We start from the raw sequence: 24,856 nt of genomic DNA, 5'->3' as shown, positions 1-24,856 counted from the left end.
GAGTAGTTGACACTGGAGCTCAAATTCCATAATGTCATGCCAGTGCCCAGACACTGGCATCCAGAAAAATTTATAAGCAAACTTGAGTTATGCTAAATTTGATGAAACGAAAAACTGGATTCCAGCAGGCTTTGTTGCACCACTCAAGGAAAGAACAGGCAGTTACTGATGGAATTTGTTATAAAATAGATATTTAGCCGACAAAGGAAAAATATGCCAATAAGAATGAAAGTCAGTAACTGCAATGAATATAACAAATTTCTTCAAGAAAGGGGAAATGTTTTTCATTATATCAACGATGCCATTGAAAATTGGTACGAAAATAGTCCAAAAGTAGCAGGTGGCAACAATGTCTACAGCGACAAAGTAGTGATTCTAATTCACATAATAACCTATCTATTCAGGATTGGTCTTAGGCAAACAGTGGGATTTATAGAGAAATATCTTGAGCAAATAGGGAAAATTTTGCAAATTATCAGCTATTCGCAGGCTTCAAGAAGGTTTAAAAAGCTTAATATCAAAATCAACGACTGCAGAGTTGATAAGAACGATATGGAAGATATTGAAATTGCTATAGATAGTACAGGTATCAGCATCTACAATAATATTCCAGGCCATAGTAAGGCAAATGGTACAGATAGAAAGTATCGCCGCTATGAGCAAACAAGAAAGCTACATGTAATGCTAGAGATAGGTAGTAAAAAAGTTATAGCTGCAAAATACAGTAGTGGAGTTTATTCCGACCACTATGGAGCCTGTGATCTTATTGAAAGAGTGGATACCAAGTATAACATAAGCACGATATATGCAGATAGGGCATATAATCGAAAGAAGTTATACAAACTGTGCGATGAGCTTGACATAAAGACAAGGATTCCTCCGCAAAATAATGCAGTAGAGCATCCAAAGTTGGATTATATGAATGAGAGAAATTCTACAATCAAGCTCATAAAGTCATATGATGAAGATGGTATGAAGAGGTGGAAAAAAGAGATAAATTATTGGAAGAGATCTTATATAGAAAGTTTTTTCTCGCGACTGAAGCAAATATTTGGATTTAGTTTTAGGAATAAATCTGAGATTAATCGTGAGAAGGAACTGCTACTCAAGTGTTATTTGCTTAACAAATTTACTGAAATAGGCATGGCTAAGTTTGATATAGCTTCATGAATTTATTATACATTACCCACTATCCGAAGAGCTGTGCAACAAAGCCATCCCAGTGTCAAGCACTGGGATGACAAGAAGAAAGAGTACTGGCATTACATTAAATGATTCTCCTTATTTTAGCATTAAACGCGATGAAGAAAATCATTTATAATCGCTATAGCAACTAGTGTTGAAACCTGACGTACCTTTTGGCTTGACAAACGAGAGTTTTTATCTGATTTGACAACAAGGGCTTCTAGATGACTTTGAAAGTAAATATTACTATGCTTATCTTCGATAGCTTCTATTAATCCGTCATTGGCAAACGCTGCAATTTTATATCCAAGTAGCTCTAGCCTTCTTCTATTCTCTGTAGTATTACTTACTGTACCTGAATGAGCATTCGGAAAATAAGTTGAAAACCAGCCATTTTGATTAGGTAGTAAAAATCTAGCTACCACTTTTTCCAAACTACTACCTGGAACAATTTTTATCTGCTGAAGAGGTATATTCTCTTTTTGTGGATAGGATGCTGATTTTAAATGATTCTTCTCATCATTAACAACATTTGTTATTTCAATTTCTTTTGCATGCATAATGTCTTGTAAACCACCGCATATGGCAAGCAAATGAATTGTAGGATTGTCATCTACTATTTTTACAATTGCTTCATTCACAAGCTGGCGGTAAGGGTTAAGAGCTGAATGAAAGTTATCTGAAATAAATATTCTGTTTATCTTTTGCTCTTTGATAAATTTTGCAACTTCAACTTTTATTCGATCTAGTATCAGCTTTTTTGCCAATATTTCATCTTGTTTTGCGAACTCTTCTTGGATTTCTTTTAGATTAATTATTTTGTCGTAGTCAATGAATATAGTTTTAACCCCAAAATTATTGAATATCTCATAGATATTTTGAGATTCATCTGTTTGCAATAAACCAACAATTATATTATAATTTACTGCATTTTCCACTGTCAAAGCAGGTAATTCTTTGTTTACTTTTTCACTATAAGCGATATTACTTAATAGTAGAAATGTAATTAATAGTATATTAAATATTCTATTGTAACATTTATACATTATTTCCTAAATAATTATATTAATATTATAATATATTATAGAACATTAAGAAAAAGAATGTGGCCTGAGCAGGAATCGAACCAGCGACACAAGGATTTTCAGTCCTTTGCTCTACCAACTGAGCTATCAGGCCAACTACGTACTTTCATTTTTAGATAAAAAACGTTATCATGTCCATCAAAAGTTTTTGAAGTATAGAAACAAAGAATGAACATTAGTAACAAAATAGGAATTTATCCTGGTACATTTGACCCCATAACTTTTGGGCACCTTGACATAATAAAAAGAGCATGTAAGCTAGTCGATAAGTTGATAATTGGTGTTGCAGAGAATGTTAATAAACATACTAATTTTGACATAAGACTGCGCACAAGCATGGCTAAAAATGAAGTGAAAGGAGCAGGAATTGATGCAGATATTATATCCTTTAATGGGTTGCTAGTGAAGTTTGCCAAAGAGCAAAATGCTTCTGTTATTATTAGAGGACTGAGAGCAGTATCGGATTTTGATTACGAGTTTCAAATGAGTTGGGTAAATTATAAGCTCTTTCCTGAAATCGAAACTATATTTCTTCCTGCATCTGAGGATACTCAATTTATCTCATCAAGTTTTGTAAAGGAAATAGCGAGATTAGGAGGAGATGTTAGCAACTTTGTGTCAAAAAGTGTCCAAAGTGAATTGATTAATCTAAATAGGGTAGAAAATGGAGAATAAGTATTTGTTGTCTTTTTTATTTCCAAACGAGTATGTTAGATGTGTAAAATATTGTAAGCTAAAGGAGAGACATGTTAAAAGTGAGGGATAATAATGTAATAGTTTGCTGCCGTGGTGATGAAAATGATGATGGTTCTGGTCATCCAATAGTATACTTACACAAAGAAGGAGAAATGTATTGTCCTTATTGTAATAAGTCAATGGATGAAATAGTGAGTGCCGAAGAATTTCAATCTGTTGAGGTGAAAGTAATAAGCAAGAAGGAAAGAACCAAAGGTTAATAGTACTTCATTTTTTTAGCTTATGTAAATAGCAATGAGAGGGGCAGTAAAAATGAAACTATCCATACGGTCGAGTACTCCTCCATGGCCTGGTATAATACCTCCACTATCTTTAACATTGTAAACTCTTTTGATGAGTGACTCAGTGAAATCTCCAAGTTGGGCTAGAATAGCAACTATCAAACCAATTATTGGAGAATAAAAAATTGGAAATAAACTCAAAAATATTGAGCCAAAAATTGTACACACTATTCCAGCTAAGACTGCACCAAAAAGTCCTAACCAAGTTTTCCCAGGGCTAATGATTGGACAAATTCTAGTTTTACCAAAATTTTTGCCGAAAAAATAGGCAGCAATATCGATGCTCCAAATAGTTAAGATAAGCCATACTAATGCATATTTTCCCTGTGGTAGATTATATAGGCATATTAGCGAGGCATTTGGTAGTGCGATTAATAGTAATGCGAAAATGTATAAGATTCTATTGCCCTGAGTTAGATTATACCATTCAAAAGAAGATAAAACTGCAATTGAAAAAATTAGTAGATAAAATGATAAATCACTGAAATATGTAGCAAAAGAAAATATGAGTAATATTACTATTGAGGACAATATTCTAACCATAAAGTTATTATCTACCATATTTTTTTTCTCTTTTCGTATAATCTTCTAGTGCTTTGGTCAAATCTTGACAAGAAAAATCGGGCCACAAAGTATCACAAAAATACAATTCAGCATAAGCTGCTTGCCATAATAAAAAATTGCTTAACCTTTTTTCGCCACCAGTGCGAATTAATAAATCCAATTTTGGCAAATCTTTAGTATACAGAAATTTTTCAAATTCCTCTTCCAATACGCAATCAATATTTCCTTTTATGACGTTGTTGATAGCATGTATAATTTCCTGCTTTGCTCCATAACTAACTGCAACAGTGAGTAATAGACCATCGTTCTTATGTGTCACTTCTTCTGCTTTTTTGATTTGATCGAATATTTTACTGGGCAATAGACTTAAATTGCCAATAAAATTTAACTTAATGTTACAATTGTAAATGAATTTCATTTTATCTTCATTAGTTAAAGTGTAGTAAAATAAATTAAATAGGTAGTCTGTTTCGTTTTCAGATCTGAGCCAATTTTCCATGGAAAATGCATACAAAGTTAAGTAAGGTATGGCCAGGACTGTGCAATGCTTAGCAATATCAAATGCAACCTCACTGCCTTTTCTATAGCCATCAATTTTTACCCTTCCTTGATTGTTTGCCCACCTACCATTACCATCCATAATAATTGCTAGATGTTTTGGCAGAGATTCTAGATTCAACATTTGAATTCAACCTGTTCTAATTAGCTTAATGTCTATATCTCTGTATGAAACGTTCACTATATCCACCTAAAACTATATTATTACTGAAAAATCATTGATAGTCTATATTACAAAAATTTTCTCAACCTCGGTGTCAGCTGCCAGTGATTTTACTAAGAAATATGGCAAAAATGGTCTAAATTGAGCGTGTTTTCTTAATTTGATGCGTATGGTTTATTTAACACCCTCTTAAATTTATAAAGCAAAACCTTGGATATAAACACTTTTTAAGCTATGTCATGATATGTAACTGACTTGCATTTTTTCTTTCCGTGTCCCACTTAAGACATTACTAGGCCCATTTTTATCTTCTAGTAGTTTTATAATATCGCTAAGACTAGAATGACTACACATGGATTTTAACTCTTCAAAAGGAGTAAAACCGATTCCATTAACAACTTTCTGATTTCCTAGTAATTCTATTGTATCTACGTAGTTAAGATTATCACGATAAAATATGAGTCGAAATTTTTTAATGTTAAAAGAAATGATATTCTCAACAACCTCCTGATTTTTTAGTAGTCTTACAATATCGCTAAAGAGAAACTTATCATTACAAAGTATGAATTTAAGTTTTTCATAATCAATAAAATTGATGTGCTCAACAACTTGTTGATTTTCTAGCAACCTTATAATCTTGTAACTGCTACTAGTATAATTGCTACTATTAAACTTATCGCTATTATGAATGAGTTCAAATTTTTCATAATCAATAAAACAGAGGTATTCAACAACTTTTTGATTTCCTAATAACTCCATAATATTTTCACCACTAAACTTATTACTCTTGAGTATAAGTTGAAGCTTTTTATCACCAATAGAGTTAATTCGATCAATAGAACTCTGATCTTTTAGTAATTCTGTAACATTTTGCTCACTAAGCTTACCATCACTCTCAACTATCATCCATTGAATAAGACGGATATTCCTAATATCATTTTGATTTTTTGGTGGTATTCCCACATCTGCATCGTTGCAAAACTGAACATCATCAACATGTTTTTCATTAATTCCTTTATTTCCTAGTGCTTCTTTAGCGAAGTTATTCGGATCATTTTTTTCATCTTCCTCGTAATCATAATATCCATAATCTTCTCCATTCTCCTCACTATCACTACTTTCGAATTCATTGTTGATATTGCAAATCTTTCCACCTTTTAGTATTTCTAGAATATTGTGCTCCGCAGGTGCATTATTTAGCATGGACCTAAACATTTCATCATCATAATCGTTGATGTGATTAACAATGCTCTCATCTAATAGTAATTCTTCAATACCTTTGTGACTAAACTTATTATGATACTTGCATAAGATTTTAAGCTTACTGTAATCCATTGAATTGATGCCATCAACAACTCTTTGATTTGATAGTAATTCTCTGTTATAAGTCTTACATATCAGTTGAAGTTTTTCGTTATATAAGTCTTCTGCATTGCCTGCCTTATCAAAATCCATAATCTTATTTCAATTTACTTAGTATTTTAATTTTGCATGTATTAGGAGGAAAGAATCAAGCATAAGGCCTAATGAATTTATTAGTTTATTTATGTTTCTTTTCATGTATAAATTTATAGAAAGTTTTATATAGAAGTTATTTTATGAGCAAAATTATAGAAATCAGAGCGCCAAAAACTCTTGGTGGTGAATCAGTTACGGAAGGTATAGTAAAAATAAAGAAAAATATCGGCGAAGCAGTAAAAGTAGATGACTTGATCTTTGAAATTGAAACTGATAAAACGGCGCTAGAACTAACTGCAGAAGCTTCAGGACAAATAACTGAATTTTTTGTGAAAGAAGATGATATAATTAGCCCTGATCAATTACTGGCAAAACTTGCTGCAGGAGAAGTAGAAGAAGAAGTGAAAAAAGAAGATAAAGGCGAAGGCCCTGATAAAAAAGATGCCCCTTCAGCTCGTAAAATTATGGAAGAAAATGCAATTAGTGCAGAAAATGTAAAAGGAACTGGCATGGGAGGTAGAATAACTAAAGCGGATGTGATAGACCATATGAGTAAAGCTGAACAACCTTCGGTAAAACAATATGAATCGCCAAAAAGTGTAGTAAGTGGAGAGAGAAGAGAAGAGCGAGTGAAAATGAGCAAAATAAGGCAAGTAATAGCTGCTCGTTTGAAAGCATCGCAAAATACTGCTGCAATACTGACCACGTTCAATGAAATTGACATGAAAAACGTCATGGATCTGAGGGCAAAGTATAAAGAAACTTTTGAAAAGAAATATGGAATAAAACTGGGTTTCATGTCGTTTTTTATAAAGGCAGCAGTGCAAGCACTAAAAGAAATTCGTGAGATTAACGCTGAGATTTCAGGTGATGAAATTGTATATAAAAATTACTATGACATAGGTGTTGCTGTTGGCACTGATAAAGGTCTTGTTGTACCAGTTATTCGTGATGCTGATCAAATGTCATTTGCTGAAATTGAACTAACTTTAGTTGCTCTTGGCAAAAAAGCACGAGAAGGTAAGCTGCAAGTATCGGAAATGGAAGGTGCAACATTTACTATCTCAAACGGTGGTGTATATGGTTCACTTCTTTCTACTCCGATAATAAACCCTCCGCAATCTGGAATACTTGGCATGCACTCAATACAAAATAGGCCAGTTGCTGTGAGTAGCTCAATTGAAATCAGACCTATGATGTACATTTCCCTCTCTTACGACCACAGAATAGTTGATGGCAAAGGAGCAGTTACTTTCCTTGTTAAAATCAAAAATTACATAGAAGATCCAAATAGATTGGTTTTGGAAATTTAAACAGATTAAAAAAAGACAAGTAAGTTTTTCTGAAGTTTTTAAGGTGGGTGTTACAGCTGTACAAACATTTGTTTATAAAGGTAACTTATACGAAAAATGGTCAGTGCTTACTGTACGAGCATTGTGATTTAGGCCTAAAAAATGCGAGTAGCCCATTTGGTGTTATCCAAGTAGCTGACACTGGGATGGCTGTGCGCCGTAGAAACACGGAAAGTGTTGAAGCTGTGCAGTAGATGAGGGAGGGCCCCTCGGAGCCGGTTTGCAAGAGCAGGCTTCAAACAGCCATAAGCTGCTTTGGTAAAGAGCTAAGGTAGTGAGCGTTATGGAAAAGGCACAATTATGTGTCATGTATGAAATAGAGAGACGAACGCAAGTGAACCACTGATGAAGTGTCGAAAGCGTAGAGACGACGTCAAAACCAGGGGGTAGTCGTTAACCTGGGATGAATCTACTGGGAGCTTGTTTACTGGGTAGGTGGCGTCCGGCATAAAAGTGGCGTGAATCTATTTTAGGCTATTGCATGGAACTACGGGAACCTGTCGTTTCGATGAAAAGGGAGAAGTCCAAAGAGCTGATCTCTGAGGATGAGAGTACCGATGCGAAAAACAGGGGCGGATTAGCTCGTAGTAGCGAAGAAGTTTCTGTAATGGAAATGGAGTGAAGGGGCTAAGTTATTTAGTTTTAATTATTTATCAACCGAAAGGGAGGAGTTAATGAATAAAACAAAGTCTTTTGATATACCGAAGCAACTTATTTGGAGAGCTTATAAACAAGTATCGAAAAATAAAGGTGCAGCAGGTGTAGATGAGGTCTCGATAACAAAGTTTGAAGAAAATCTAAAGGATAATCTATACAAATTATGGAATCGGATGTCATCCGGAAGTTATTTTCCAGAGCCGGTAAAAGCTGTTGCGATACCAAAAGATACAGGAGGGCAAAGAATTTTATGTGTGCCTTCAGTATTCGACAGAATAGCGCAAACAGCAGCTACAATGTATCTTGAGCCGTTAGTAGAACCGAAATTTCACGAAGATTCATATGGTTATAGACCAAATAAGTCTGCGCTGGATGCGGTATACACAGCACAGAAGAGATGTTGGAAAAATGATTGGACGGTAGATCTTGATATATCTGGATTTTTCGACAATCTGGACCACGATTTAGCACTGCAGGCTATCAAGAAACACACAGACTGCAAATGGGTCATACTGTATGTTGAGAGGTGGATGAAAGCCCCCATTCAGCAAGCAGATGGCAGTAGGGTAACAAGGGATAAAGGAGTTCCGCAAGGAGGTTCAATAAGCCCAATCATTTCAAGCATATTTATGCACCATGCGTTTGATATGTGGATGAAACAAAATTATCCAACAGTACCATTTGAAAGATATGTAGATGATGCGATAGTGCACTGCAGAACTAAAAGACAGGCAGGATTTATGAAAGTAATGATTGAAGAAAGATTGGCTAAGTGTAAATTGAAGTTACATCCTGAAAAGACACAGATTGTGTACAGTAAGGATGATGATAGAAAAGAACAATTTCCTAAACAAAGCTTTGATTTTCTAGGTTATACTTTTAGACCTAGAGTAGCAAAGAATAAGATGAGGAATTATTTCATCTCATTTCTACCTGCAATTAGTAACAAAGCCAAGAAGAAGATCAAGAAAACCATAAAGTCATGGAGAATACATCGGATTACATGGACCACACTAGAGGAAATATCGAAGAAGATAGATCCAATAGTCAGAGGCTGGTTTCAGTACTATGGCAGGTTTTATAAATCAGAGATGTATCCATCTCTTAGAAATATAGAGAGATACCTCATAAGATGGGTCAGGACAAAATATAAGAAACTTCGTGATCACGGAAGACTAGCAAAGCAATTTCTAGGAAAAGTGAGAAAGAGGTCTCCAAGTATTTTCTATCATTGGACACTTGGGTTAGGATCAAAAGGCTAAATAATGGGAGCTGTATAAGCCGAGAGGTTTCCGTGCAGTTCTGCGAGAGACTGGTGGGGAAGCTCCGCCGGTCTACTCTCCTTGTTGCACAGCTCTTCGGATAGTGGGTAATGTATAATAAATTCATGAAGCTATATCAAACTTAGCCATGCCTATTTCAGTAAATTTGTTAAGCAAATAACACTTGAGTAGCAGTTCCTTCTCACGATTAATCTCAGATTTATTCCTAAAACTAAATCCAAATATTTGCTTCAGTCGCGAGAAAAAACTTTCTATATAAGATCTCTTCCAATAATTTATCTCTTTTTTCCACCTCTTCATACCATCTTCATCATATGACTTTATGAGCTTGATTGTAGAATTTCTCTCATTCATATAATCCAACTTTGGATGCTCTACTGCATTATTTTGCGGAGGAATCCTTGTCTTTATGTCAAGCTCATCGCACAGTTTGTATAACTTCTTTCGATTATATGCCCTATCTGCATATATCGTGCTTATGTTATACTTGGTATCCACTCTTTCAATAAGATCACAGGCTCCATAGTGGTCGGAATAAACTCCACTACTGTATTTTGCAGCTATAACTTTTTTACTACCTATCTCTAGCATTACATGTAGCTTTCTTGTTTGCTCATAGCGGCGATACTTTCTATCTGTACCATTTGCCTTACTATGGCCTGGAATATTATTGTAGATGCTGATACCTGTACTATCTATAGCAATTTCAATATCTTCCATATCGTTCTTATCAACTCTGCAGTCGTTGATTTTGATATTAAGCTTTTTAAACCTTCTTGAAGCCTGCGAATAGCTGATAATTTGCAAAATTTTCCCTATTTGCTCAAGATATTTCTCTATAAATCCCACTGTTTGCCTAAGACCAATCCTGAATAGATAGGTTATTATGTGAATTAGAATCACTACTTTGTCGCTGTAGACATTGTTGCCACCTGCTACTTTTGGACTATTTTCGTACCAATTTTCAATGGCATCGTTGATATAATGAAAAACATTTCCCCTTTCTTGAAGAAATTTGTTATATTCATTGCAGTTACTGACTTTCATTCTTATTGGCATATTTTTCCTTTGTCGGCTAAATATCTATTTTATAACAAATTCCATCAGTAACTGCCTGTTCTTTCCTTGAGTGGTGCAACAAAGCCCACTGGGATCCAAATTGCAAGTAATGCATTAGGTTGGGTGAGTATAGGTCTTGCGTTATAGAATAACATCATTTACTATGTGCCATATTGCAATGTTTGTAAAGTTGTGTGTGTGGTCCACCAAAAGGGTGTCAGCTACTTGCATGACACTATCTGCTATTTTTCCTTATCTGAATGAATACAAAACGGTTTTTGGTTACTCACGAAATAGATTTGTCCATTTTGCTCTTATTATTTAAAACGCTTTTATGTCAAATATATCAAATTTTTATTGTCCCAAATTTGGGAGAAAAACCCTGGACTTGAAGTCCATCCTTTTAAGAATATAATTTTAAGGTGAAAAATCTGAAAGAATGTGGAATATTATAGAAAAAGCAGTCACTCTGTATATATATCACATAGTGTGGATAACAAAATATCGATATCCAGTACTAGTTGGAGATATTGGACAGAAAGCTAAAGAAGTTGTACAAGAAGTATGTGCAAATAATCAAGTAGAAATTATCAGAGGTAGAGTTGCGTCAAGTCATGTACACGTATACGTTTCTGTACCCCCATACTTAAGTATTAGTAAGTTAGTGCAGTTAATAAAAGGAAAAAGTTCCAGAAAAATCCAGCAAAACTTTCCAGAGCTAAAAAAGAGATATTGGGTTGTGGGCAGTAGGCTACTTTGTCAGGACTAGCGGAAATGTAACTGACGAAATGATAAAAAATTATATTGAAAATCACTCTAAAAAAGAAGATAAATTTGGTGACTTTCAAGTCGAAAGTTAGCATTCTATGCTCTCTCTCAATCTTTGGATTTTAATCCATAGTGGTTGAATTGACATATGTTAAAAACATTCTAAGATAAGACTATTTATAGAATAAGGGGGTATATAATGTTAACTAATTCTTTTAAAAAAAGTTTTGAAGCTGTTCAAGGTATATCTGAATCAGTATCGAGTGATAAACCGAATAGGACTTTCAATTTTCCTCCGAATAATAGGGTGAGAGCAGATGATCATCCATTTTTAGGTACCAAGCATGACCGCAAAATTGAATATTTAGATTGTGATGATGAAGAGTCAAAAAGGCGAATTCTTGCTGATAGCTCTCCTTATAATTCAGAAAATGAAAATCACGGTAAATATCTAAAAGGCAAGATTATTGATGAAACTAAGCAAGAAATTGCTCAACACATAGAAAACAGTGATGTAGAATCTGTACAGCTTAGAGTGAGAAGTCCAATTAGAACTATGTTGACTGCAAGAACTGTGCTGAATGATAATAAAGGAAAAATAAACATTAGTAATATTTTAACTAATGATTTTTTTGAAAGCAATAGGATAACGGCGGTTACATTGTTGCTACCTGGAGATGAAAAAAGAGGAATGCGTGGACGAGTTGATGAGCATGGAGTAAGAATTTATGAAGTAGCTAATGGCTCATATAACATGACTTTGAATTGGTACGATGAAGAAAAAGAATGTAAAATGAAAATTAATATTAGTGATGACGGTTCTATCAAGCTTATTGAAAGCAATGATATCACTTGGGAGCAAATAGCTGCACATAAAGAAGTAAAAGTAGGAAAACAATACGAAGCGAAGTCCTTGTATGATGCACTATCCTACTTACGTAAAGAAGGTTCTGAAATAGTAAAAGTTTCACAGAATCCTTCAACAAGTATGGAAAGTGTGACTATATCAAAACAACTTTCTTCTGCTCAAGGAGTAAGTAAATAAGAAGACTTTATGAGCTGCTTGCAAATATAGGCAGCTTATATTTCAGTATCCTTATTTCATGTTCTCTAGAGTATTTTTATTTCCTGTAATCTTTTTATAAAAACCATAGGCGCCAGTTGGTTTTAAAGTAAAGGTCAAGTATCTGGAATTCTGGACATAAAATCCTCCTGTGTAAAAAAAGTTAGAAAAAAATGCAGTGCATATACGACAGATATACACTGAAGAATATATTTTTTAATAAATTTGATTAAAAAGTCTGCAGACTAAAGATAGATTTTGAGCTCTTAAAATATCTCTAATTGTAATTATAATGAGGTTGGAAATATGCGGAAGTAATTTTTATACGTTAGCTACAGTTAAAACATAATTGACTTTGCCTAGTTAATATTTCAAATTATAAAAAAGGCAAATAATTTCTATGATATTGCAGGGTAAAAAAGGGTTAATAACCGGAATAATAAATAAGAGGTCAATAGCATATGGTATAGCAAAGACTCTCTCAGAGCACGGAGCTGAGCTTGCAATCACTTATCAAAATGAAGTAATAAAAGAGAAATTATTACCAATAGCGAATGAATTAAATGTGGAGCTAACACTACATTGTGATGTTTCAAATGAGGAAATCATACATAGTGCTTTTAAAGAAATAGAGGAAAAGTGGGGTGCTATTGATTTTTTGGTACATGCAATAGCATATTCTGATAAAAATGAGCTCAATGGTAAATACGTCGATACTTCACTAAACAACTTTCTCAATGCAATGCATATATCGTGCTATTCTTTTACTGCTTTAGCAAAAAGCGCCGAAAAAATGATGTTAAATGGTGGTAGTTTACTTACTTTATCTTACTATGGTGCTGAAAAAGTTATGCCAAATTATAATGTGATGGGTTTATGTAAAGCAGCACTTGAAGCAAGTGTAAAATATATAGCATGTGATCTTGGGCCAAAGAACATCAGAGTAAATGCAATTTCTGCTGGTCCAATCAGAACTTTGGCATCTTCTGGAATAAGTGACTTTCACTCCATATCGGAATGGAATAGAATTAATTCTCCACTTAGACGCAATGTTACAATAGAAGATGTTGGCAAGGCAGCACTATACTTATTAAGCGACCTGAGTAGTGGTACAACTGGAGAAATTTTACATGTTGATTCAGGGTATAATGTTGTGGGAATGAAGATAGTAGACTAATACAGTACTGCAGATGCATGTGAAGCCTGTGTTTTTTTGTTATCCGAGTAATTGACATTGGAGCCCAGTGTCAGCTACTCGAATGACAACATTTTTTAATTAAATCTCGCACATTAACCATAGAGTTATTATTTTATAAGTATTTGTTGCTGCTGATCTTCTATTTTTACTTCCTCCATTTGGGTTAAGGGATTGTGCGTGAGGGTTGCTCTTGAAGTTGCCTTGCAAGGAAAAAGTCTTTTTCCTCCCGATCTTGGAGTTGCTTTGCAAGCAAGAAATCCTATTGTTCTTGTGTTTGTTTTGCTAAGACTTTATTCTTATTAAGCAGTGGTTAAAAATGAGCATGGCTTTTATTATAGAATGCCCCCCTATAGAAGTATATAGACTATGAAGACTTATCTTACAGGTTGTGGTACTTGTTGTTGATAAAATGTTTTTTCTACACGTGCTTCTTCCACACTGCACCTTCTTGATAAGACTGGCTCCTCAAGGCATTTTATACGTTGCTGTACATCATTAATGCACTGCCCTATAACATCACCAATTTTTCCATCAGCATTTTTTGCCAATAACTCATCAAACTCCCTCTCAATCTCTACTTTCTCAGAGATATCCTTTGAAAGATCACAATATTCCAAAATTTCATCTATCTGAAGTTGTTTTGCTAATAGAAAGTCTTCTTGCTCCTGCTGCTGTTTTATTAACTCTTGAGTTACAATTTTAGCCCTAGAGTAATGATTTCCTTCAAGATATATTGTTTCTCTCTCTTTACTACCCCATAACTCGTCATTTAATTTATAACTCTCACGATTAAACATCTGATTTAGTTGATCATTGTTTATCATTTCAGGATTTGGTTCAAACTTTTGTTGTTTCTCTCTGCCGCTAACTTTACAATGGACATTAATTTCAATGTTGGCTAAAGAAGCTAATAATTGAATTTCTTCAATAAAAGGAAAATAACTTTTACTTTCTATTGCTTCTAGATAGGATTGATAGAGTTCAGGTTTGTCAAGAAATGAGCGTGTAATAAAATCACTGTTATATTCGGCATTATAGTCACTCTCACCAATGCTATCAAGAGCCTCTGCATATTCACTTAGATTAAGCACAGCTTGATTATGCGATATATTAAATTTGCTAACAGCTCTACTTACTAACCTCTTCACATTACCTTCAGCATTTTCAATTTTCCTATTTGTTTGCTTAACCAGACCCTTTATTTTATCAGACTTGCCAGTTAAATCCCCTGGCTTATTAAAAAACATATTAAAAACCTTTTCTAGCTGATCCTTTAAAGGAGCTGGCATACTTGGATCATCTAAAGACGTAAATCGACTTAAAAATTTGTGCCATTCCATTCTCATATCTTGCGCTCTTTCAGCTTTATATGTACCAGAACTGTTATCACCAAACACTGCATGAAAAAAGCAATTGCCATCACCTGCAGTATCATATTTAACTACTTGGTTATTAGAAGGTTCTTTTTCTACATTACTCTCTGAAGTCTTGCGTCCTTTAACATTTTCAATACTGTCAAAACCATTTGGTAATTTCCGTTTTCTAAGCCCAACCATAATTTCTACCTTAATTCAAGCTATATGTTATTATATTAACTAACTTATTAATAAGTAACTAATTAGGTATAGCAAAAATTTTTTAATTATGCAATAATTAAGGCTTTAAATAGCAAATATGAGCTTTAACTGTGGTATAGTTGGGTTACCAAATATAGGAAAATCAACTTTATTTAATGCACTTACAGAGTCAAGTGCAGCTGAAGCTGCAAATTATCCTTTTTGCACAATCGAGCCAAATGTTGGCAAAGTGCCAATACGAGATCAGCGTTTGAAACAAATTGCCTCGATTGCTCACTCGGGGAAAATAATCTACAATCAACTGGAAGTTGTCGATATTGCCGGCTTGGTTAAGGGTGCGAGCAAGGGTGAAGGACTAGGAAATAAATTTTTGAGTCATATCAGAGAAGTTGATGCCATTGTTCATCTGCTCAGGTGCTTTACGGATGACGATATCAGCCATGTAAACAGTAAAATAGATCCAATATCAGATGCTGAAATAGTGGAAATGGAGTTAATTCTAGCTGATATTGATAGCATAGAAAAAAGGCTTCCTCAATTGGAAAAGAAAGCAAAGCAAGGTGATAAAGAGCTAAAGAGACAACTTGAATTAATGCAAGAGGTATTAGCTACTTTAAAATTAGGTAAACCGGCAAGAAGCTTGGAGAATATCGATGAAGATGAGATGAAGTTGCTTCAATTGCTAACAACAAAGCCTGTTATGTATGTATGCAATGTTGAAGATACGAATATCATAACTGGTAATGAACTATCTAAAAGGGTGGAAAAAATGGCAGAGGAAAACAAAAGCAAATTTTATTGTATTTCAGCGAAACTTGAAGCAGATATTGCAAATCTTGATAGTGAAGAGGAAAAACAGAATTTTTTATCAGAATTTGGCTTACAAGAATCAGGACTTGATGGAGTAGCACGTATTATGTATGAAGTGCTAAGTATGATAACTTTTTTTACTGTGGGCCCCAAAGAAGCACGTGCATGGCCAATAAAGATAGGATCAACAGCTGACAAAGCAGCAGGTGTAATTCACACTGATTTTGAAAAGGGATTTATAAAAGCAGAAACCATAAGCTTTGCAGACTATATAAAATATGGAAGCGAATTAGCTTGCAAAGATGCAGGGAAAGTTCGCTTCGAAGGCAGAGACTATATAGTGCAAGATGGTGATATAATGCACTTTAGGTTTAATGTGTAGTATACATCTAACTACCAAAAAACCAGGGAATACGGCCTCTGTTTATTATATCTTTCTCTTCGCTGACCTCATCTAGTTCCACATCATGGAGAATGGAGCTAGGTATTGTAACAACTTCTTTTCCCTGTGGTTGTATATTCTTCTCTTCCTCACATAATACGTTCTCCAGACATTCTTCTAAAAATTCATGTAAAGCTTTACCTTCTATAAGCACATCTTCGCTTTGCTCAGCTAATTTCAAAATTTCGTCTAGTTCAACATCTTTACCATTAATAGTTGCCTGACCAATCTCAATTTCACTAGGATTTACATTTAAACTAATAAAGCAGTTAACAGAATTACCTTTCTCATTTTCTGCACTCCAACTAATTTTCATATCGCATGTTGCATCTTTTGCAAAGCGGTAATTTCTTTTTCCATTATCATTCTTCTCAACCGTTGCTATTCTTTTATCGTTACTGTATATTTCTACTATCTTTACCTCATTTTATTTCTTTCCATCCCTTCAATTTTGTCAGTGAAAAGACGGCTGATTTCTAAGCTACACCCAGGCTTAGAAATATTAATACTAAGATGATCATAATGATTAAGAGAACGTTTTGCATATGCGCATGGCACATAACATCCATCAAAAAAGGCAACTGCACTATCAGTTTTGAGAAATTCCTGTCCGTTACTCATCCCTTCTTCGACTCGAAGAAGATATCTACCCAACCTCTTTTTAAAATTCTTTCGCTTGTCTTCAGGAATAGACTTTTCATTCAATATACTTATTATTTCTTTTTGCTTACTTAATACTACATAATTAAAAAGGAAAATGTTCTTATTCCATCGATAATAATTCGCTATTTTGTCAAATGGATCTGCAGGCCAGCCTTTATTATAATTTACGTTATCCTTATCATCTTTACACAAATTATCCTTAAGGCCAAAATTCAATTTTCTAAAATCTGATAATACTTCTTCTACCCTATCTTCAAAAAATTGAAGTTTATTTTGAAATTCTTTCCCATAATTCATTTTCTCATTTATTTTAAGAAGATATTCACTAAATTTCTTCCTAAAATTTTCTTGATCTTTGTGGGCAAGCCTCTGATCTAATATATCTGTTATATATTTTCGCTTATTCAATATTACGTAGTTAAAAAGGTCACTTTTTTTCCTCCTTTCATAATCTTCTGCTATTTCGTTAAAACACTCATTACTGTTCTTAAAATCCAATTTTTCGAAGTCTTGGAGCACGCTTTTTACATCATCCTCACTAAATTGAAGATTTGTTTGAAGAAATGGTTTAGTTGTATTCTTTCCACTTTGATTATCAGGTAAAACACATTGAGAATCTCTTTGAATAGCTAAACTTTCTTTGCTTTTTAAAGAAGAATTATTATTTTTTTCAGGCGGTGAGTTTTTACTACTGAAAATATTAAAAAATTTAAAAATGATACCAATCATTTCACACCTCTTATACGGAAATAAGCTTAATTATAACTTAATGCCAAATGTTGTAAAGCTAAAATTAATATGTAAACTCATTTTTTTACAAGACAGCTACAGGTAGCTTCTACAAAATTATATAATTAGTATATAACAAATGTTTAAGATATTGATTTTGTTTGTATTTTTATTACTTTACCAGGCAATATTATTAATGAATTAGTCAGACAAATATCTTGGCCACACTTTACTCCATCCACAAACTCTCCATTTGTTACTCCAGTTGCAATGAACACTGATTCACTTCTTGCCATGTCTTTCACGGTGTAGATTTTTTCTGGGTCAGTGATATTCAAATTTTTTGCTCTTTCTTTTAATTGATCCGTGTCAAATATTAATCTTCCTTCTATCTGCCCACCGATTGAGCTTAGCGCTGCTGCTGCAAGCACTCCTTCTGGAGCTCCTCCTGTACCGATATACATATCGTGATTGCCATTTATTAGCGAAACTATGGCTGCAACATCACCATCATCTATTAATTTCACTTTTGCTCCTAGCTTCCTAATTTTTGCTATTAATTCATCATGTCTTTCACGTTTAAGTACAGTTACTATAAGATCACTTGCTTTACATCCTTTTGCCTTGGCTAAATTGTCCAGATTCTTCTCAATCCTATTTTTTAGTGAGACTACACCCTCTGGGAGATTTTTTCCCACTGCTATCTTTTCCATATAAACATCAGGTGCATGTAAAAAATTACCTTTTTTTGTTGCAGCAAGAACAGACATTGCCCCTTGTTTATAATGAGCGCAAATCGTAGTGCCCTCAAGTGGATCAACAGCGATGTCAATCTCAGGGCCACTTCCTGTGCCAACTTTTTCTCCGATATATAGCATCGGTGCTTCGTCCCTCTCCCCTTCCCCAATCACAATTGTACCATTTATTTCCATTGAGTTTAGCACCGTACGCATTGCATCAACTGCAACCTGATCGGCCTTTTTTTCATTACCAAGGCCTGCCAATTTATATGCAGCAAGTGCTGCAGCTTCGGTCACTTTCACTAACTTATAGGCTAAATCTTCCATCATTTACTCGAGAATTATAAATCAATATATATCATGCCATTTGAGACTGCAAGATTCCTTGACTGATTGTGGGAAAGTTAGTATAACATAAGCATTATAGTAGTGGGTTTAATTATGGCATATAGTGATGGTGATGTTAAGAAGTTTTATCGCAAAATAGCTGCAATTTTAAAATTTGATAATAAAGGGATTGCTAGTCTTGAAGATCTAACAAAGGAAGGAAGTTGGAAAGAAATTAATTTTCAAGATAAATGTGAAGGAGGCCATTCATTAGGAGATTTACTTCTAAAACTTGCAGATGAAAATGACAACCTACGTATTAAAGAATTTTTCCTTAAAAACGGATTCAAGCTTCCTGAGCAAGAACAAATAGCTGAAGCGGTAAATGAGAAGGAAGAAGAGGAGCAAAACATACCTGATGTGGAGGAGAGTAGAGCAGAACTTAGCAACAAAAATGAAGATGATCAATTTTCTACTTCATACAACAAGATAAAGAAAATTGTAGCTAGCAACCCTAATATAACTGCTGAGGAGTTTTGTAATGAGCTTGAAAAAGAGAAAATAGATATAAAAATAACAAACCAAGATGGTTGGACTTTGCTTTATTATGCTGTCCGTTCAGAAGGACCTGGTATTATCGACGATCGCATTATATTCCTAAAGATTGTTGAGTTACTCACAAATTTAAACATCGGAATCGATTTTAAAGATACTGCTTCCAAAACTGTGTTGGGTACAGCTGCAATAAATAAACAAGCTGATGTTATAAAGATACTCTTGGATAGTGGTAAATTTAATGAAGAAGAAAAATTTAACGCTCTGCGTCTTGCTATTATCCAAGGTAATGTTCAAGAAGTTAAAGCATTTTTAGGTTATGTAAATGCTGAAAGCAGACAAGCAGCTTTAGAGTGTGCTGTGAATAATACACAAAATAATACACAAGAAGAAATTACTCAGGTACTTTTAAACTTTATTACACCAGAAACACCCAATGTAAAAGAAAATAGAGCAAAACCTTGCAGCAGTAATGGAAATATTGGTAATAGATCTGTAGCAACAGCGCCTCCAGTTAGTACTAACGGTAATAATAACAAAAATGAAACGCCTGTATCAACAAGGGCTGACCCAACTGTCACACCAAATAATGATAAGAAAGCTAACGGCTTTGTAGAGGCTCAATTTTCTCCACCACATGAAAAAGAAACTAAATACAAAAAAAGTAAGGAGAGTTTTTACGCCTCATTAAGGAGTGATGTTGTTGGAGTTGTTATTGCAGGATTGTTTGTTGCTGCTGCTGTGATGGTTCCATCTTTAGCTGGTGCATTAGTTTGCAGTGTCCTAGCTATTTTAGTTGTAATAGTAACTGGATTACATGTAAAAAATTCTACACTGCCAAGTTATAGAGCAATGGAAGAAAATAAGGTTGAGCATATAAACCCAAGCATGCAAACGCTGTAAGTTGAGAAACTGGGACTCTAACTCCTAGAACGGTGTTGTAAACCTGTGTTAGTTTCTTCTACTTTATTAAGATTAAGTGGGACTAGTGCGATTCGAACGCACGGCCTTCGGATTAGGAATCCAACGCTCTATCCTACTGAGCTATAGTCCCATGTCTTCTGCTATTTATGCAAAATTATAGCAAAAAGTCTCGCATTTTTCTAGGCACCCTGTACAATTAATTCACAATAATAAAAAATATTTCTGTATTTCTTGAATGTAATACTGTTATATTTAATAATACGATTCCAATTGAAAGATTAATGCTAGTTAACAATATTAGTTACTTTTATAGTAATCAAGATGGCTTTGCTTTAAGCAACATCAACATTCAAGTGAAGAAAGGAAGTGTTGCCTGTTTACTAGGTCATTCTGGCTGTGGCAAGTCAACAATTCTAAAATTAATCGCAGGAATAGAAAATCCAAAATCTGGAACCATTGTTATAAATGATAAATTAGTTGCAAGTAACAAAGTGTCAATTGCTATAGAGCGTAGAAATATCGGATTGATTTTTCAGCATTCTGCATTATTTCCTCATAAAACAGTAATAGAAAATATAACTTTTGCTATTTGCAGTACTTCTAAGAAAGAAAAATACCTTACTGCATTGGAAATCTTAAAGCTATTTAATATAGAAAAATATGAAAACATGTACCCTCATGCTTTATCAGGAGGACAGCAACAATTAGTTGCAATAGCAAGAGTAATGGCGCAAAATCCTGATGTTGTTTTGCTCGATGAACCATTTTCTAATTTAGATATACTGCTCAAATATCGAATAAGGCACCATATATTGTCACTTTTTAGAAGCAAAAATATTCCTGTACTCATGGTAACTCATGATCCGCAAGAAGCGTTGAAAGTTGCAGATTTTATTTACGTGATGAAAAATGGTAAAATTATTCAATCAGGAGTTCCTAGCTACATATACCACAGACCTAAAGATGATACGTTAGCAAAATTTTTTAGTGAGCTTCCTTTTACTCTACAGCTAAACTAAACTTAATGTTAGGCTAAAACTATTATAAGATAATTAAAAACTCTTGATTTATAATTTAATAAAAGTGATATAATTTATGTATCACTTGGCTTCAGTCAAGTTTTAATACCTAAAAGTTAATATTTTCAACGGAGGTACAAATGAGTTTAGGTCCATGGCAGCTGTTTCTAGTCTTAATAATAATCTTAGTTCTGTTTGGTGCAGGTAGGTTACCACAAGTTATGGGTGATTTAGGCAAAGGCATTAAAAACCTTAAACAAGAACTTAAGGATTCAGAGAAACTATCATCTAATGAACCAGATCGTTAGCTTCCTTATGTTTCGTGACACGCACTAAAGTGCGTGTCATTTGTTTAAACAAGGCTAAAGAATTGAAGAGGTATGATTGAAGTACAGTAATAATTATGTTAGTTAGAATGTTATTAAAGGTTAATCGTGGAAGAAAGTGAGAAATTGACTGAAGATAAAAAATTGGCCTCTGATATTCTAAAAGAGGTTGCAGATACCAATAACAACGATAGTGATAAAGTAACATTGTTCGACATCAAAACAGCTTTACATGAGCGCGGTTTTGGTATTTTAATAATCATCTTCTCTTTACCGCTATCAGTACCTATACCTGTTCCACCTGGCTATACAACCATTCTTTCTATACCTTTAATCTTATTTTCACTGCAGCTTCTATTTGGGTTTGATTCTCCTTGGATGCCTAATTGGCTAGAAAGGAAATCTTTTCAACGTTCAACACTAGCTCTCGTGGTAGAGAAAACTTCACCTATATTAAAAAAAATAGAAAAGTTCATGAAACCAAGAATGTCTTTTATTTTTCTTGGTCCGGGTGAAAAGATTCTAGCTTTTATGATGTTGCTTTGTGCAATAATAATAGCTCTTCCATTACCTTTTACTCACTTCCTTCCTGCAATTGGTATAACTCTTATTTCACTCGGCATTATGGGTAAAGATGGATTTTTATCTACGTTAGGAGTGTTAGTTTCATTCTGTGCGTTATTGGTTACCCTTATTGTAATAGTTAAAGGACCAAAACTTATAGCCGGAACACTTTCTCTTCTTAAAAGCCTTATAACTTAAAAGCTTTACAACACTTTAATAAAAGAATGAAGTACAGCATGAAATGAATAATCGATATTGAAATATAGCAATAACTATGTTAGTTAGAAGTTATATTGTTATTAAAGGGTAACTGTGGAAAAAAGTGTGAAATTGACTGAAGATAAAAAATTGGCCTCTGATATTCTAAAAGAGGTTGCAGATACTAATAATAACGATAATGATAAAGTAACATTATTTGATATTAAAACAGCTTTACATGAGCGTGGTTTTGGTATTTTAATAATCATCTTCTCTTTACCGCTATCAGTACCTATACCTGTTCCACCTGGCTATACAACCATTCTTTCTATACCTTTAATCTTATTTTCACTGCAGCTTCTATTTGGGTTTGATTCTCCTTGGATGCCTAATTGGCTAGAAAGGAAATCTTTTCAACGTTCAACACTAGCTCTCGTGGTAGAGAAAACTTCACCTACATTAAAAAAAATAGAAAAGTTCATGAAACCAAGAATGTCTTTCATTTTTCGTGGTCCTGGTGAAAATATTTTAGCATTTATAATGCTGCTTTGTGCATTATCGATAGCAATCCCACTTCCTTTAACTAACTTCATTCCTGCAATTGGTACAACTCTCATTTCACTGGGTATCATGAGCAAAGATGGATTTCTCTCTATAATGGGAGTATTAGTATCATTGTGTGGGTTATTACTTACTCTTGTCGTAATAGTTAAAGGACCACAGCTTATATTTGGAGCATTTTCTTTTCTAAAAAGCTTTGTATATGGTTAAGCTTTACAACACTTTAACAAAAAAAAAAGAGCCCTTTACACCGATCGATAAAGATCATATAAAAATGTACGTTTGTGGGCCAACAGTATATGATACAGCACATATAGGTAATGCACGTTCTATTGTTGTTTACGATGTATTATTTCGACTGCTTAAATTTTGTTATGGAAAAGTTACTTATGTGCGTAATATAACCGACATCGATGACAAGATAATCAATGCAGCAAATGAGAAAAATAGTAATATAGAAAGCATTAGCAAATATTACACTAAAACTTTTCATGAAGACATGGAAAGCATAAATTGTGCAGAACCAACATATGAACCAAAAGCAACGGAAAACATAGATAACATTATCAAGTTAATTGAGTCTTTGCTGCAAGCTGGTCATGCTTATGAATCCAATAAACATGTATATTTTAGTGTAGAATCTTACCCTGAATACGGCGTTTTATCAGGAAAAAAAATTGATGAATTAAACTACGGTAGTAGAGTTGAAGTTGGTGAAAATAAAAAACACCCAGGAGACTTCGTACTTTGGAAACCTGCAAACGAAACTGACTATAAACTTTCAAGTCACTGGAATAGTCCATGGGGAGAGGGAAGACCAGGGTGGCATATAGAATGTTCAGCAATGTCATATGCTTACCTTGGCAAAGATTTTGACATTCACGGTGGGGGTATAGACTTGCAATTTCCTCATCATGAGAATGAAATTGCACAGAGTAAATCTGCATTTGCTGAGTCAACGTTTGCAAAATATTGGGTACACAACGGGTTTCTTACGGTAAATGAAGAGAAAATGAGCAAATCCTTATTTAATATAGTCAAAGTAAGGGATTTGTTAGATAGTGGAATAAAGGGTGAAGTAATACGTTATGCGCTGCTTAAAACTCACTACAGAAAACCACTTGATTGGACAGAAAATGTTATCTCTGAGTCGCAAGAAACTTTAAACAAGTTTTATCGGTTATTACGTAGTACATGTATTGAGGAAAGTGATACAGAAGTCTCTAAAGATTTTATAGAGGCTTTGAAAAACGATTTAAACATTCCTGAAGCTGTAGCCATATTGCATGAAATGGCTACAGAAATCAATAAGACAAGTAATGAATATGAGAAGCTCAAATTAACTAAGAAGTTTGTTAAAAGCGCAAGGTTCATTGGTATTCTTGAGTCAAGTTATCAAGAGTGGTTTGCAAGTGGTGTGAGTCATCAAGAAATAGAAAGGTTGATAGACTTAAGAAAAGTAGCAAAACAAAATAAAGATTATGATACTGCAGACAAAATAAGAGAGCAATTGAAACAAATGGGGGTTACAATTTCTGACAACGAAGATGGTACAACAACTTGGTATGGAAAATTATCTCCTATTGTTTATAGATAGCCTAGTATCATCGCTTATCTTACCCATACATCAAGGTTTTGTACTTTACACTATGTTATGCTTTAGGTCAAACTACGATCAACTACTTATATTACTTTTTGGAGTATTAGGATCCAGTCTTGGTGGAATAGCTAACTGGTATTTAGGTAGAATAACAATTTTTATCAGAAGATCACATCACAAATTAGAGAATGAAGACAAAACACCAAAAATTGTAAGGCACCTACTGATTTGTGCAGTTGCATTGCTTTCGTGGGTACCAGCACTTGGAAGTGTGACTCAGATTTTATCCGGTTACTTCAAGTTAAACCTTTATATTCTTGTTCCCTTAATTATTTTATCTAACTTCCTCTGTTTGTTGTATCTAACGTTTACCATCTAACTAAACATCAAT

25 protein-coding genes, 2 tRNA genes and 1 pseudogene are annotated in these 24,856 nt (G+C 34.0%); 17 read left to right on the top strand and 11 right to left on the bottom strand.

Going from position 1 to position 24,856, the window contains the following annotated elements; genetic code table 11:
- The first annotated feature begins 213 nt into the window (after positions 1-213).
- Positions 214-1,170, top strand: a complete 957-nt coding sequence (locus tag OPR29_RS02645; protein WP_213863789.1) for an IS5 family transposase — start codon at positions 214-216, stop codon at positions 1,168-1,170.
- Positions 1,171-1,292: 122 nt separating this feature from the next.
- Here the strand turns inward: OPR29_RS02645 and OPR29_RS02640 are convergent, their stop codons facing one another.
- Together OPR29_RS02640 and OPR29_RS02635 are read right to left on the bottom strand one after the other, a co-directional pair.
- The gene (locus tag OPR29_RS02640; RefSeq protein WP_007302834.1) at positions 1,293-2,231 is read right to left on the bottom strand and encodes a gamma-glutamyl-gamma-aminobutyrate hydrolase family protein; all 939 of its coding nucleotides are present in this window, start codon (positions 2,229-2,231) and stop codon (positions 1,293-1,295) included.
- A gap of 60 nt (positions 2,232-2,291) precedes the next feature.
- Positions 2,292-2,364, bottom strand: a tRNA-Phe gene (locus tag OPR29_RS02635).
- Positions 2,365-2,438: 74 nt separating this feature from the next.
- Here OPR29_RS02635 and coaD point away from each other — a divergent pair.
- Positions 2,439-2,945, top strand: a complete 507-nt coding sequence (gene coaD, locus OPR29_RS02630; protein ID WP_007302835.1) for a pantetheine-phosphate adenylyltransferase — start codon at positions 2,439-2,441, stop codon at positions 2,943-2,945.
- Positions 2,946-3,016: 71 nt separating this feature from the next.
- Positions 3,017-3,226 carry a zinc-finger domain-containing protein gene (locus tag OPR29_RS02625; protein ID WP_007302836.1) on the top strand — a complete coding sequence of 70 codons (210 nt, stop codon included), beginning with the start codon at positions 3,017-3,019 and terminating at the stop codon, positions 3,224-3,226.
- Between the two features lie 15 nt (positions 3,227-3,241).
- Here the strand turns inward: OPR29_RS02625 and OPR29_RS02620 are convergent, their stop codons facing one another.
- From OPR29_RS02620 to OPR29_RS02610, 3 genes are all read right to left on the bottom strand, one after another.
- A complete protein-coding gene (locus OPR29_RS02620) occupies positions 3,242-3,868 on the bottom strand; it encodes a phosphatidate cytidylyltransferase (protein WP_007302837.1) in 627 nt (208 codons plus the stop codon).
- Positions 3,858-4,553, bottom strand: coding sequence for a polyprenyl diphosphate synthase (gene uppS, locus OPR29_RS02615; RefSeq protein ID WP_007302838.1), 696 nt, complete (start codon positions 4,551-4,553; stop codon positions 3,858-3,860). The genes OPR29_RS02620 and uppS overlap by 11 nt, the downstream gene beginning before the upstream one ends.
- A 276-nt stretch (positions 4,554-4,829) precedes the next feature.
- Positions 4,830-6,047, bottom strand: a complete 1,218-nt coding sequence (locus tag OPR29_RS02610) for a hypothetical protein (protein ID WP_265025415.1) — start codon at positions 6,045-6,047, stop codon at positions 4,830-4,832.
- 143 nt (positions 6,048-6,190) lie between these two features.
- On the opposite strand from OPR29_RS02610, the gene odhB reads away from it, so the two are divergent.
- The 3 genes from odhB (at position 6,191) to ltrA (ending at position 9,321) form a co-directional block, all read left to right on the top strand.
- A complete protein-coding gene (odhB, locus tag OPR29_RS02605; RefSeq protein ID WP_007302840.1) occupies positions 6,191-7,363 on the top strand; it encodes a 2-oxoglutarate dehydrogenase complex dihydrolipoyllysine-residue succinyltransferase in 1,173 nt (390 codons plus the stop codon).
- Positions 7,364-7,883: 520 nt separating this feature from the next.
- Positions 7,884-8,024: a hypothetical protein gene (locus OPR29_RS02600; RefSeq protein WP_019078704.1), complete on the top strand. Its 141-nt coding sequence runs from the start codon at positions 7,884-7,886 to the stop codon at positions 8,022-8,024.
- Between the two features lie 52 nt (positions 8,025-8,076).
- Complete coding sequence (ltrA, locus tag OPR29_RS02595; RefSeq protein ID WP_265025153.1) at positions 8,077-9,321, top strand: group II intron reverse transcriptase/maturase; 1,245 nt, start codon at positions 8,077-8,079, stop codon at positions 9,319-9,321.
- Between the two features lie 123 nt (positions 9,322-9,444).
- On the opposite strand, the gene OPR29_RS02590 is transcribed toward ltrA, so the two are convergent.
- Complete coding sequence (locus tag OPR29_RS02590) at positions 9,445-10,401, bottom strand: IS5 family transposase (RefSeq protein ID WP_213863789.1); 957 nt, start codon at positions 10,399-10,401, stop codon at positions 9,445-9,447.
- A gap of 441 nt (positions 10,402-10,842) precedes the next feature.
- Between OPR29_RS02590 and tnpA the strand changes: the two are divergent.
- From tnpA to OPR29_RS02575, 3 genes and pseudogenes are all read left to right on the top strand, one after another.
- A pseudogene (gene tnpA, locus OPR29_RS02585) lies at positions 10,843-11,261 on the top strand (IS200/IS605 family transposase).
- Between the two features lie 107 nt (positions 11,262-11,368).
- Positions 11,369-12,214 carry a hypothetical protein gene (locus OPR29_RS02580; protein ID WP_007302842.1) on the top strand — a complete coding sequence of 282 codons (846 nt, stop codon included), beginning with the start codon at positions 11,369-11,371 and terminating at the stop codon, positions 12,212-12,214.
- Between the two features lie 418 nt (positions 12,215-12,632).
- Positions 12,633-13,409, top strand: a complete 777-nt coding sequence (locus OPR29_RS02575; RefSeq protein WP_007302843.1) for an enoyl-ACP reductase FabI — start codon at positions 12,633-12,635, stop codon at positions 13,407-13,409.
- A gap of 395 nt (positions 13,410-13,804) precedes the next feature.
- Here the strand turns inward: OPR29_RS02575 and OPR29_RS02570 are convergent, their stop codons facing one another.
- A complete protein-coding gene (locus tag OPR29_RS02570) occupies positions 13,805-14,986 on the bottom strand; it encodes a hypothetical protein (RefSeq protein WP_265025414.1) in 1,182 nt (393 codons plus the stop codon).
- Positions 14,987-15,104: 118 nt separating this feature from the next.
- Here OPR29_RS02570 and ychF point away from each other — a divergent pair, with 118 nt between their 5' ends.
- Positions 15,105-16,199, top strand: coding sequence for a redox-regulated ATPase YchF (ychF, locus tag OPR29_RS02565; protein WP_265025413.1), 1,095 nt, complete (start codon positions 15,105-15,107; stop codon positions 16,197-16,199).
- Between the two features lie 7 nt (positions 16,200-16,206).
- On the opposite strand, the gene OPR29_RS02560 is transcribed toward ychF, so the two are convergent.
- The 3 genes from OPR29_RS02560 to glpX all read right to left on the bottom strand — a co-directional run bounded on the left by OPR29_RS02560 (position 16,207) and on the right by glpX (position 18,718).
- The gene (locus tag OPR29_RS02560) at positions 16,207-16,575 is read right to left on the bottom strand and encodes a hypothetical protein (protein WP_265025412.1); all 369 of its coding nucleotides are present in this window, start codon (positions 16,573-16,575) and stop codon (positions 16,207-16,209) included.
- A gap of 101 nt (positions 16,576-16,676) precedes the next feature.
- Positions 16,677-17,651 carry a hypothetical protein gene (locus OPR29_RS02555; RefSeq protein WP_265025411.1) on the bottom strand — a complete coding sequence of 325 codons (975 nt, stop codon included), beginning with the start codon at positions 17,649-17,651 and terminating at the stop codon, positions 16,677-16,679.
- A gap of 143 nt (positions 17,652-17,794) precedes the next feature.
- Complete coding sequence (glpX, locus tag OPR29_RS02550) at positions 17,795-18,718, bottom strand: class II fructose-bisphosphatase (RefSeq protein WP_265025410.1); 924 nt, start codon at positions 18,716-18,718, stop codon at positions 17,795-17,797.
- 114 nt (positions 18,719-18,832) lie between these two features.
- Between glpX and OPR29_RS02545 the strand changes: the two genes are divergently transcribed.
- Entirely contained in the window at positions 18,833-20,176 is a 1,344-nt protein-coding gene (locus tag OPR29_RS02545; protein WP_214303380.1) for an ankyrin repeat domain-containing protein, read from the top strand.
- A gap of 77 nt (positions 20,177-20,253) precedes the next feature.
- Here the strand turns inward: OPR29_RS02545 and OPR29_RS02540 are convergent.
- Positions 20,254-20,327: transfer RNA gene (locus OPR29_RS02540), tRNA-Arg, on the bottom strand.
- A 151-nt stretch (positions 20,328-20,478) separates the two neighbouring features.
- Between OPR29_RS02540 and OPR29_RS02535 the strand changes: the two genes are divergently transcribed.
- From OPR29_RS02535 to OPR29_RS06015, 6 genes are all read left to right on the top strand, one after another.
- Positions 20,479-21,216, top strand: a complete 738-nt coding sequence (locus OPR29_RS02535; protein ID WP_007302769.1) for an ABC transporter ATP-binding protein — start codon at positions 20,479-20,481, stop codon at positions 21,214-21,216.
- Positions 21,217-21,356: 140 nt separating this feature from the next.
- Complete coding sequence (gene tatA, locus OPR29_RS02530; RefSeq protein WP_006013840.1) at positions 21,357-21,524, top strand: twin-arginine translocase TatA; 168 nt, start codon at positions 21,357-21,359, stop codon at positions 21,522-21,524.
- Between the two features lie 126 nt (positions 21,525-21,650).
- Positions 21,651-22,304 carry an exopolysaccharide biosynthesis protein gene (locus OPR29_RS02525; protein ID WP_007302768.1) on the top strand — a complete coding sequence of 218 codons (654 nt, stop codon included), beginning with the start codon at positions 21,651-21,653 and terminating at the stop codon, positions 22,302-22,304.
- A 114-nt stretch (positions 22,305-22,418) separates the two neighbouring features.
- Positions 22,419-23,075 carry an exopolysaccharide biosynthesis protein gene (locus OPR29_RS02520; protein ID WP_007302767.1) on the top strand — a complete coding sequence of 219 codons (657 nt, stop codon included), beginning with the start codon at positions 22,419-22,421 and terminating at the stop codon, positions 23,073-23,075.
- Complete coding sequence (gene cysS, locus OPR29_RS02515; RefSeq protein WP_012481729.1) at positions 23,068-24,462, top strand: cysteine--tRNA ligase; 1,395 nt, start codon at positions 23,068-23,070, stop codon at positions 24,460-24,462. The genes OPR29_RS02520 and cysS overlap by 8 nt, the downstream gene beginning before the upstream one ends.
- The gene (locus OPR29_RS06015) at positions 24,431-24,844 is read left to right on the top strand and encodes a YqaA family protein (RefSeq protein WP_012481730.1); all 414 of its coding nucleotides are present in this window, start codon (positions 24,431-24,433) and stop codon (positions 24,842-24,844) included. The genes cysS and OPR29_RS06015 overlap by 32 nt, the downstream gene beginning before the upstream one ends.
- Positions 24,845-24,856 lie beyond the last annotated feature (12 nt).

Origin of the sequence: Wolbachia endosymbiont (group B) of Pammene fasciana, from assembly GCF_947251495.1 — a bacterium.
GTDB lineage: Bacteria > Pseudomonadota > Alphaproteobacteria > Rickettsiales > Anaplasmataceae > Wolbachia.
This window is presented reverse-complemented; position numbering and strand designations above follow the sequence as displayed.

Bases quoted from the DNA above. Each gene is read 5' to 3' on its own strand.
- OPR29_RS02590 (WP_213863789.1), bottom strand. From the start codon at position 10,401: ATGCCAATAAGAATGAAAGTCAGTAACTGCAATGAATATAACAAATTT.
- OPR29_RS02600 (WP_019078704.1), top strand. From the start codon at position 7,884: ATGGAACTACGGGAACCTGTCGTTTCGATGAAAAGGGAGAAGTCCAAA.
- OPR29_RS02560 (WP_265025412.1), bottom strand. From the start codon at position 16,575: ATGAAAATTAGTTGGAGTGCAGAAAATGAGAAAGGTAATTCTGTTAAC.
- OPR29_RS02625 (WP_007302836.1), top strand. From the start codon at position 3,017: ATGTTAAAAGTGAGGGATAATAATGTAATAGTTTGCTGCCGTGGTGAT.
- OPR29_RS02645 (WP_213863789.1), top strand. From the start codon at position 214: ATGCCAATAAGAATGAAAGTCAGTAACTGCAATGAATATAACAAATTT.
- OPR29_RS02575 (WP_007302843.1), top strand. From the start codon at position 12,633: ATGATATTGCAGGGTAAAAAAGGGTTAATAACCGGAATAATAAATAAG.
- odhB (WP_007302840.1), top strand. From the start codon at position 6,191: ATGAGCAAAATTATAGAAATCAGAGCGCCAAAAACTCTTGGTGGTGAA.
- OPR29_RS02555 (WP_265025411.1), bottom strand. From the start codon at position 17,651: ATGATTGGTATCATTTTTAAATTTTTTAATATTTTCAGTAGTAAAAAC.
- OPR29_RS02545 (WP_214303380.1), top strand. From the start codon at position 18,833: ATGGCATATAGTGATGGTGATGTTAAGAAGTTTTATCGCAAAATAGCT.
- OPR29_RS02640 (WP_007302834.1), bottom strand. From the start codon at position 2,231: ATGTATAAATGTTACAATAGAATATTTAATATACTATTAATTACATTT.
- cysS (WP_012481729.1), top strand. From the start codon at position 23,068: ATGGTTAAGCTTTACAACACTTTAACAAAAAAAAAAGAGCCCTTTACA.
- tatA (WP_006013840.1), top strand. From the start codon at position 21,357: ATGAGTTTAGGTCCATGGCAGCTGTTTCTAGTCTTAATAATAATCTTA.
- OPR29_RS02535 (WP_007302769.1), top strand. From the start codon at position 20,479: ATGCTAGTTAACAATATTAGTTACTTTTATAGTAATCAAGATGGCTTT.
- glpX (WP_265025410.1), bottom strand. From the start codon at position 18,718: ATGGAAGATTTAGCCTATAAGTTAGTGAAAGTGACCGAAGCTGCAGCA.
- OPR29_RS02570 (WP_265025414.1), bottom strand. From the start codon at position 14,986: ATGGTTGGGCTTAGAAAACGGAAATTACCAAATGGTTTTGACAGTATT.
- ychF (WP_265025413.1), top strand. From the start codon at position 15,105: ATGAGCTTTAACTGTGGTATAGTTGGGTTACCAAATATAGGAAAATCA.
- OPR29_RS06015 (WP_012481730.1), top strand. From the start codon at position 24,431: ATGGAAAATTATCTCCTATTGTTTATAGATAGCCTAGTATCATCGCTT.
- ltrA (WP_265025153.1), top strand. From the start codon at position 8,077: ATGAATAAAACAAAGTCTTTTGATATACCGAAGCAACTTATTTGGAGA.
- OPR29_RS02580 (WP_007302842.1), top strand. From the start codon at position 11,369: ATGTTAACTAATTCTTTTAAAAAAAGTTTTGAAGCTGTTCAAGGTATA.
- OPR29_RS02610 (WP_265025415.1), bottom strand. From the start codon at position 6,047: ATGGATTTTGATAAGGCAGGCAATGCAGAAGACTTATATAACGAAAAA.
- uppS (WP_007302838.1), bottom strand. From the start codon at position 4,553: ATGTTGAATCTAGAATCTCTGCCAAAACATCTAGCAATTATTATGGAT.
- OPR29_RS02620 (WP_007302837.1), bottom strand. From the start codon at position 3,868: ATGGTAGATAATAACTTTATGGTTAGAATATTGTCCTCAATAGTAATA.
- coaD (WP_007302835.1), top strand. From the start codon at position 2,439: ATGAACATTAGTAACAAAATAGGAATTTATCCTGGTACATTTGACCCC.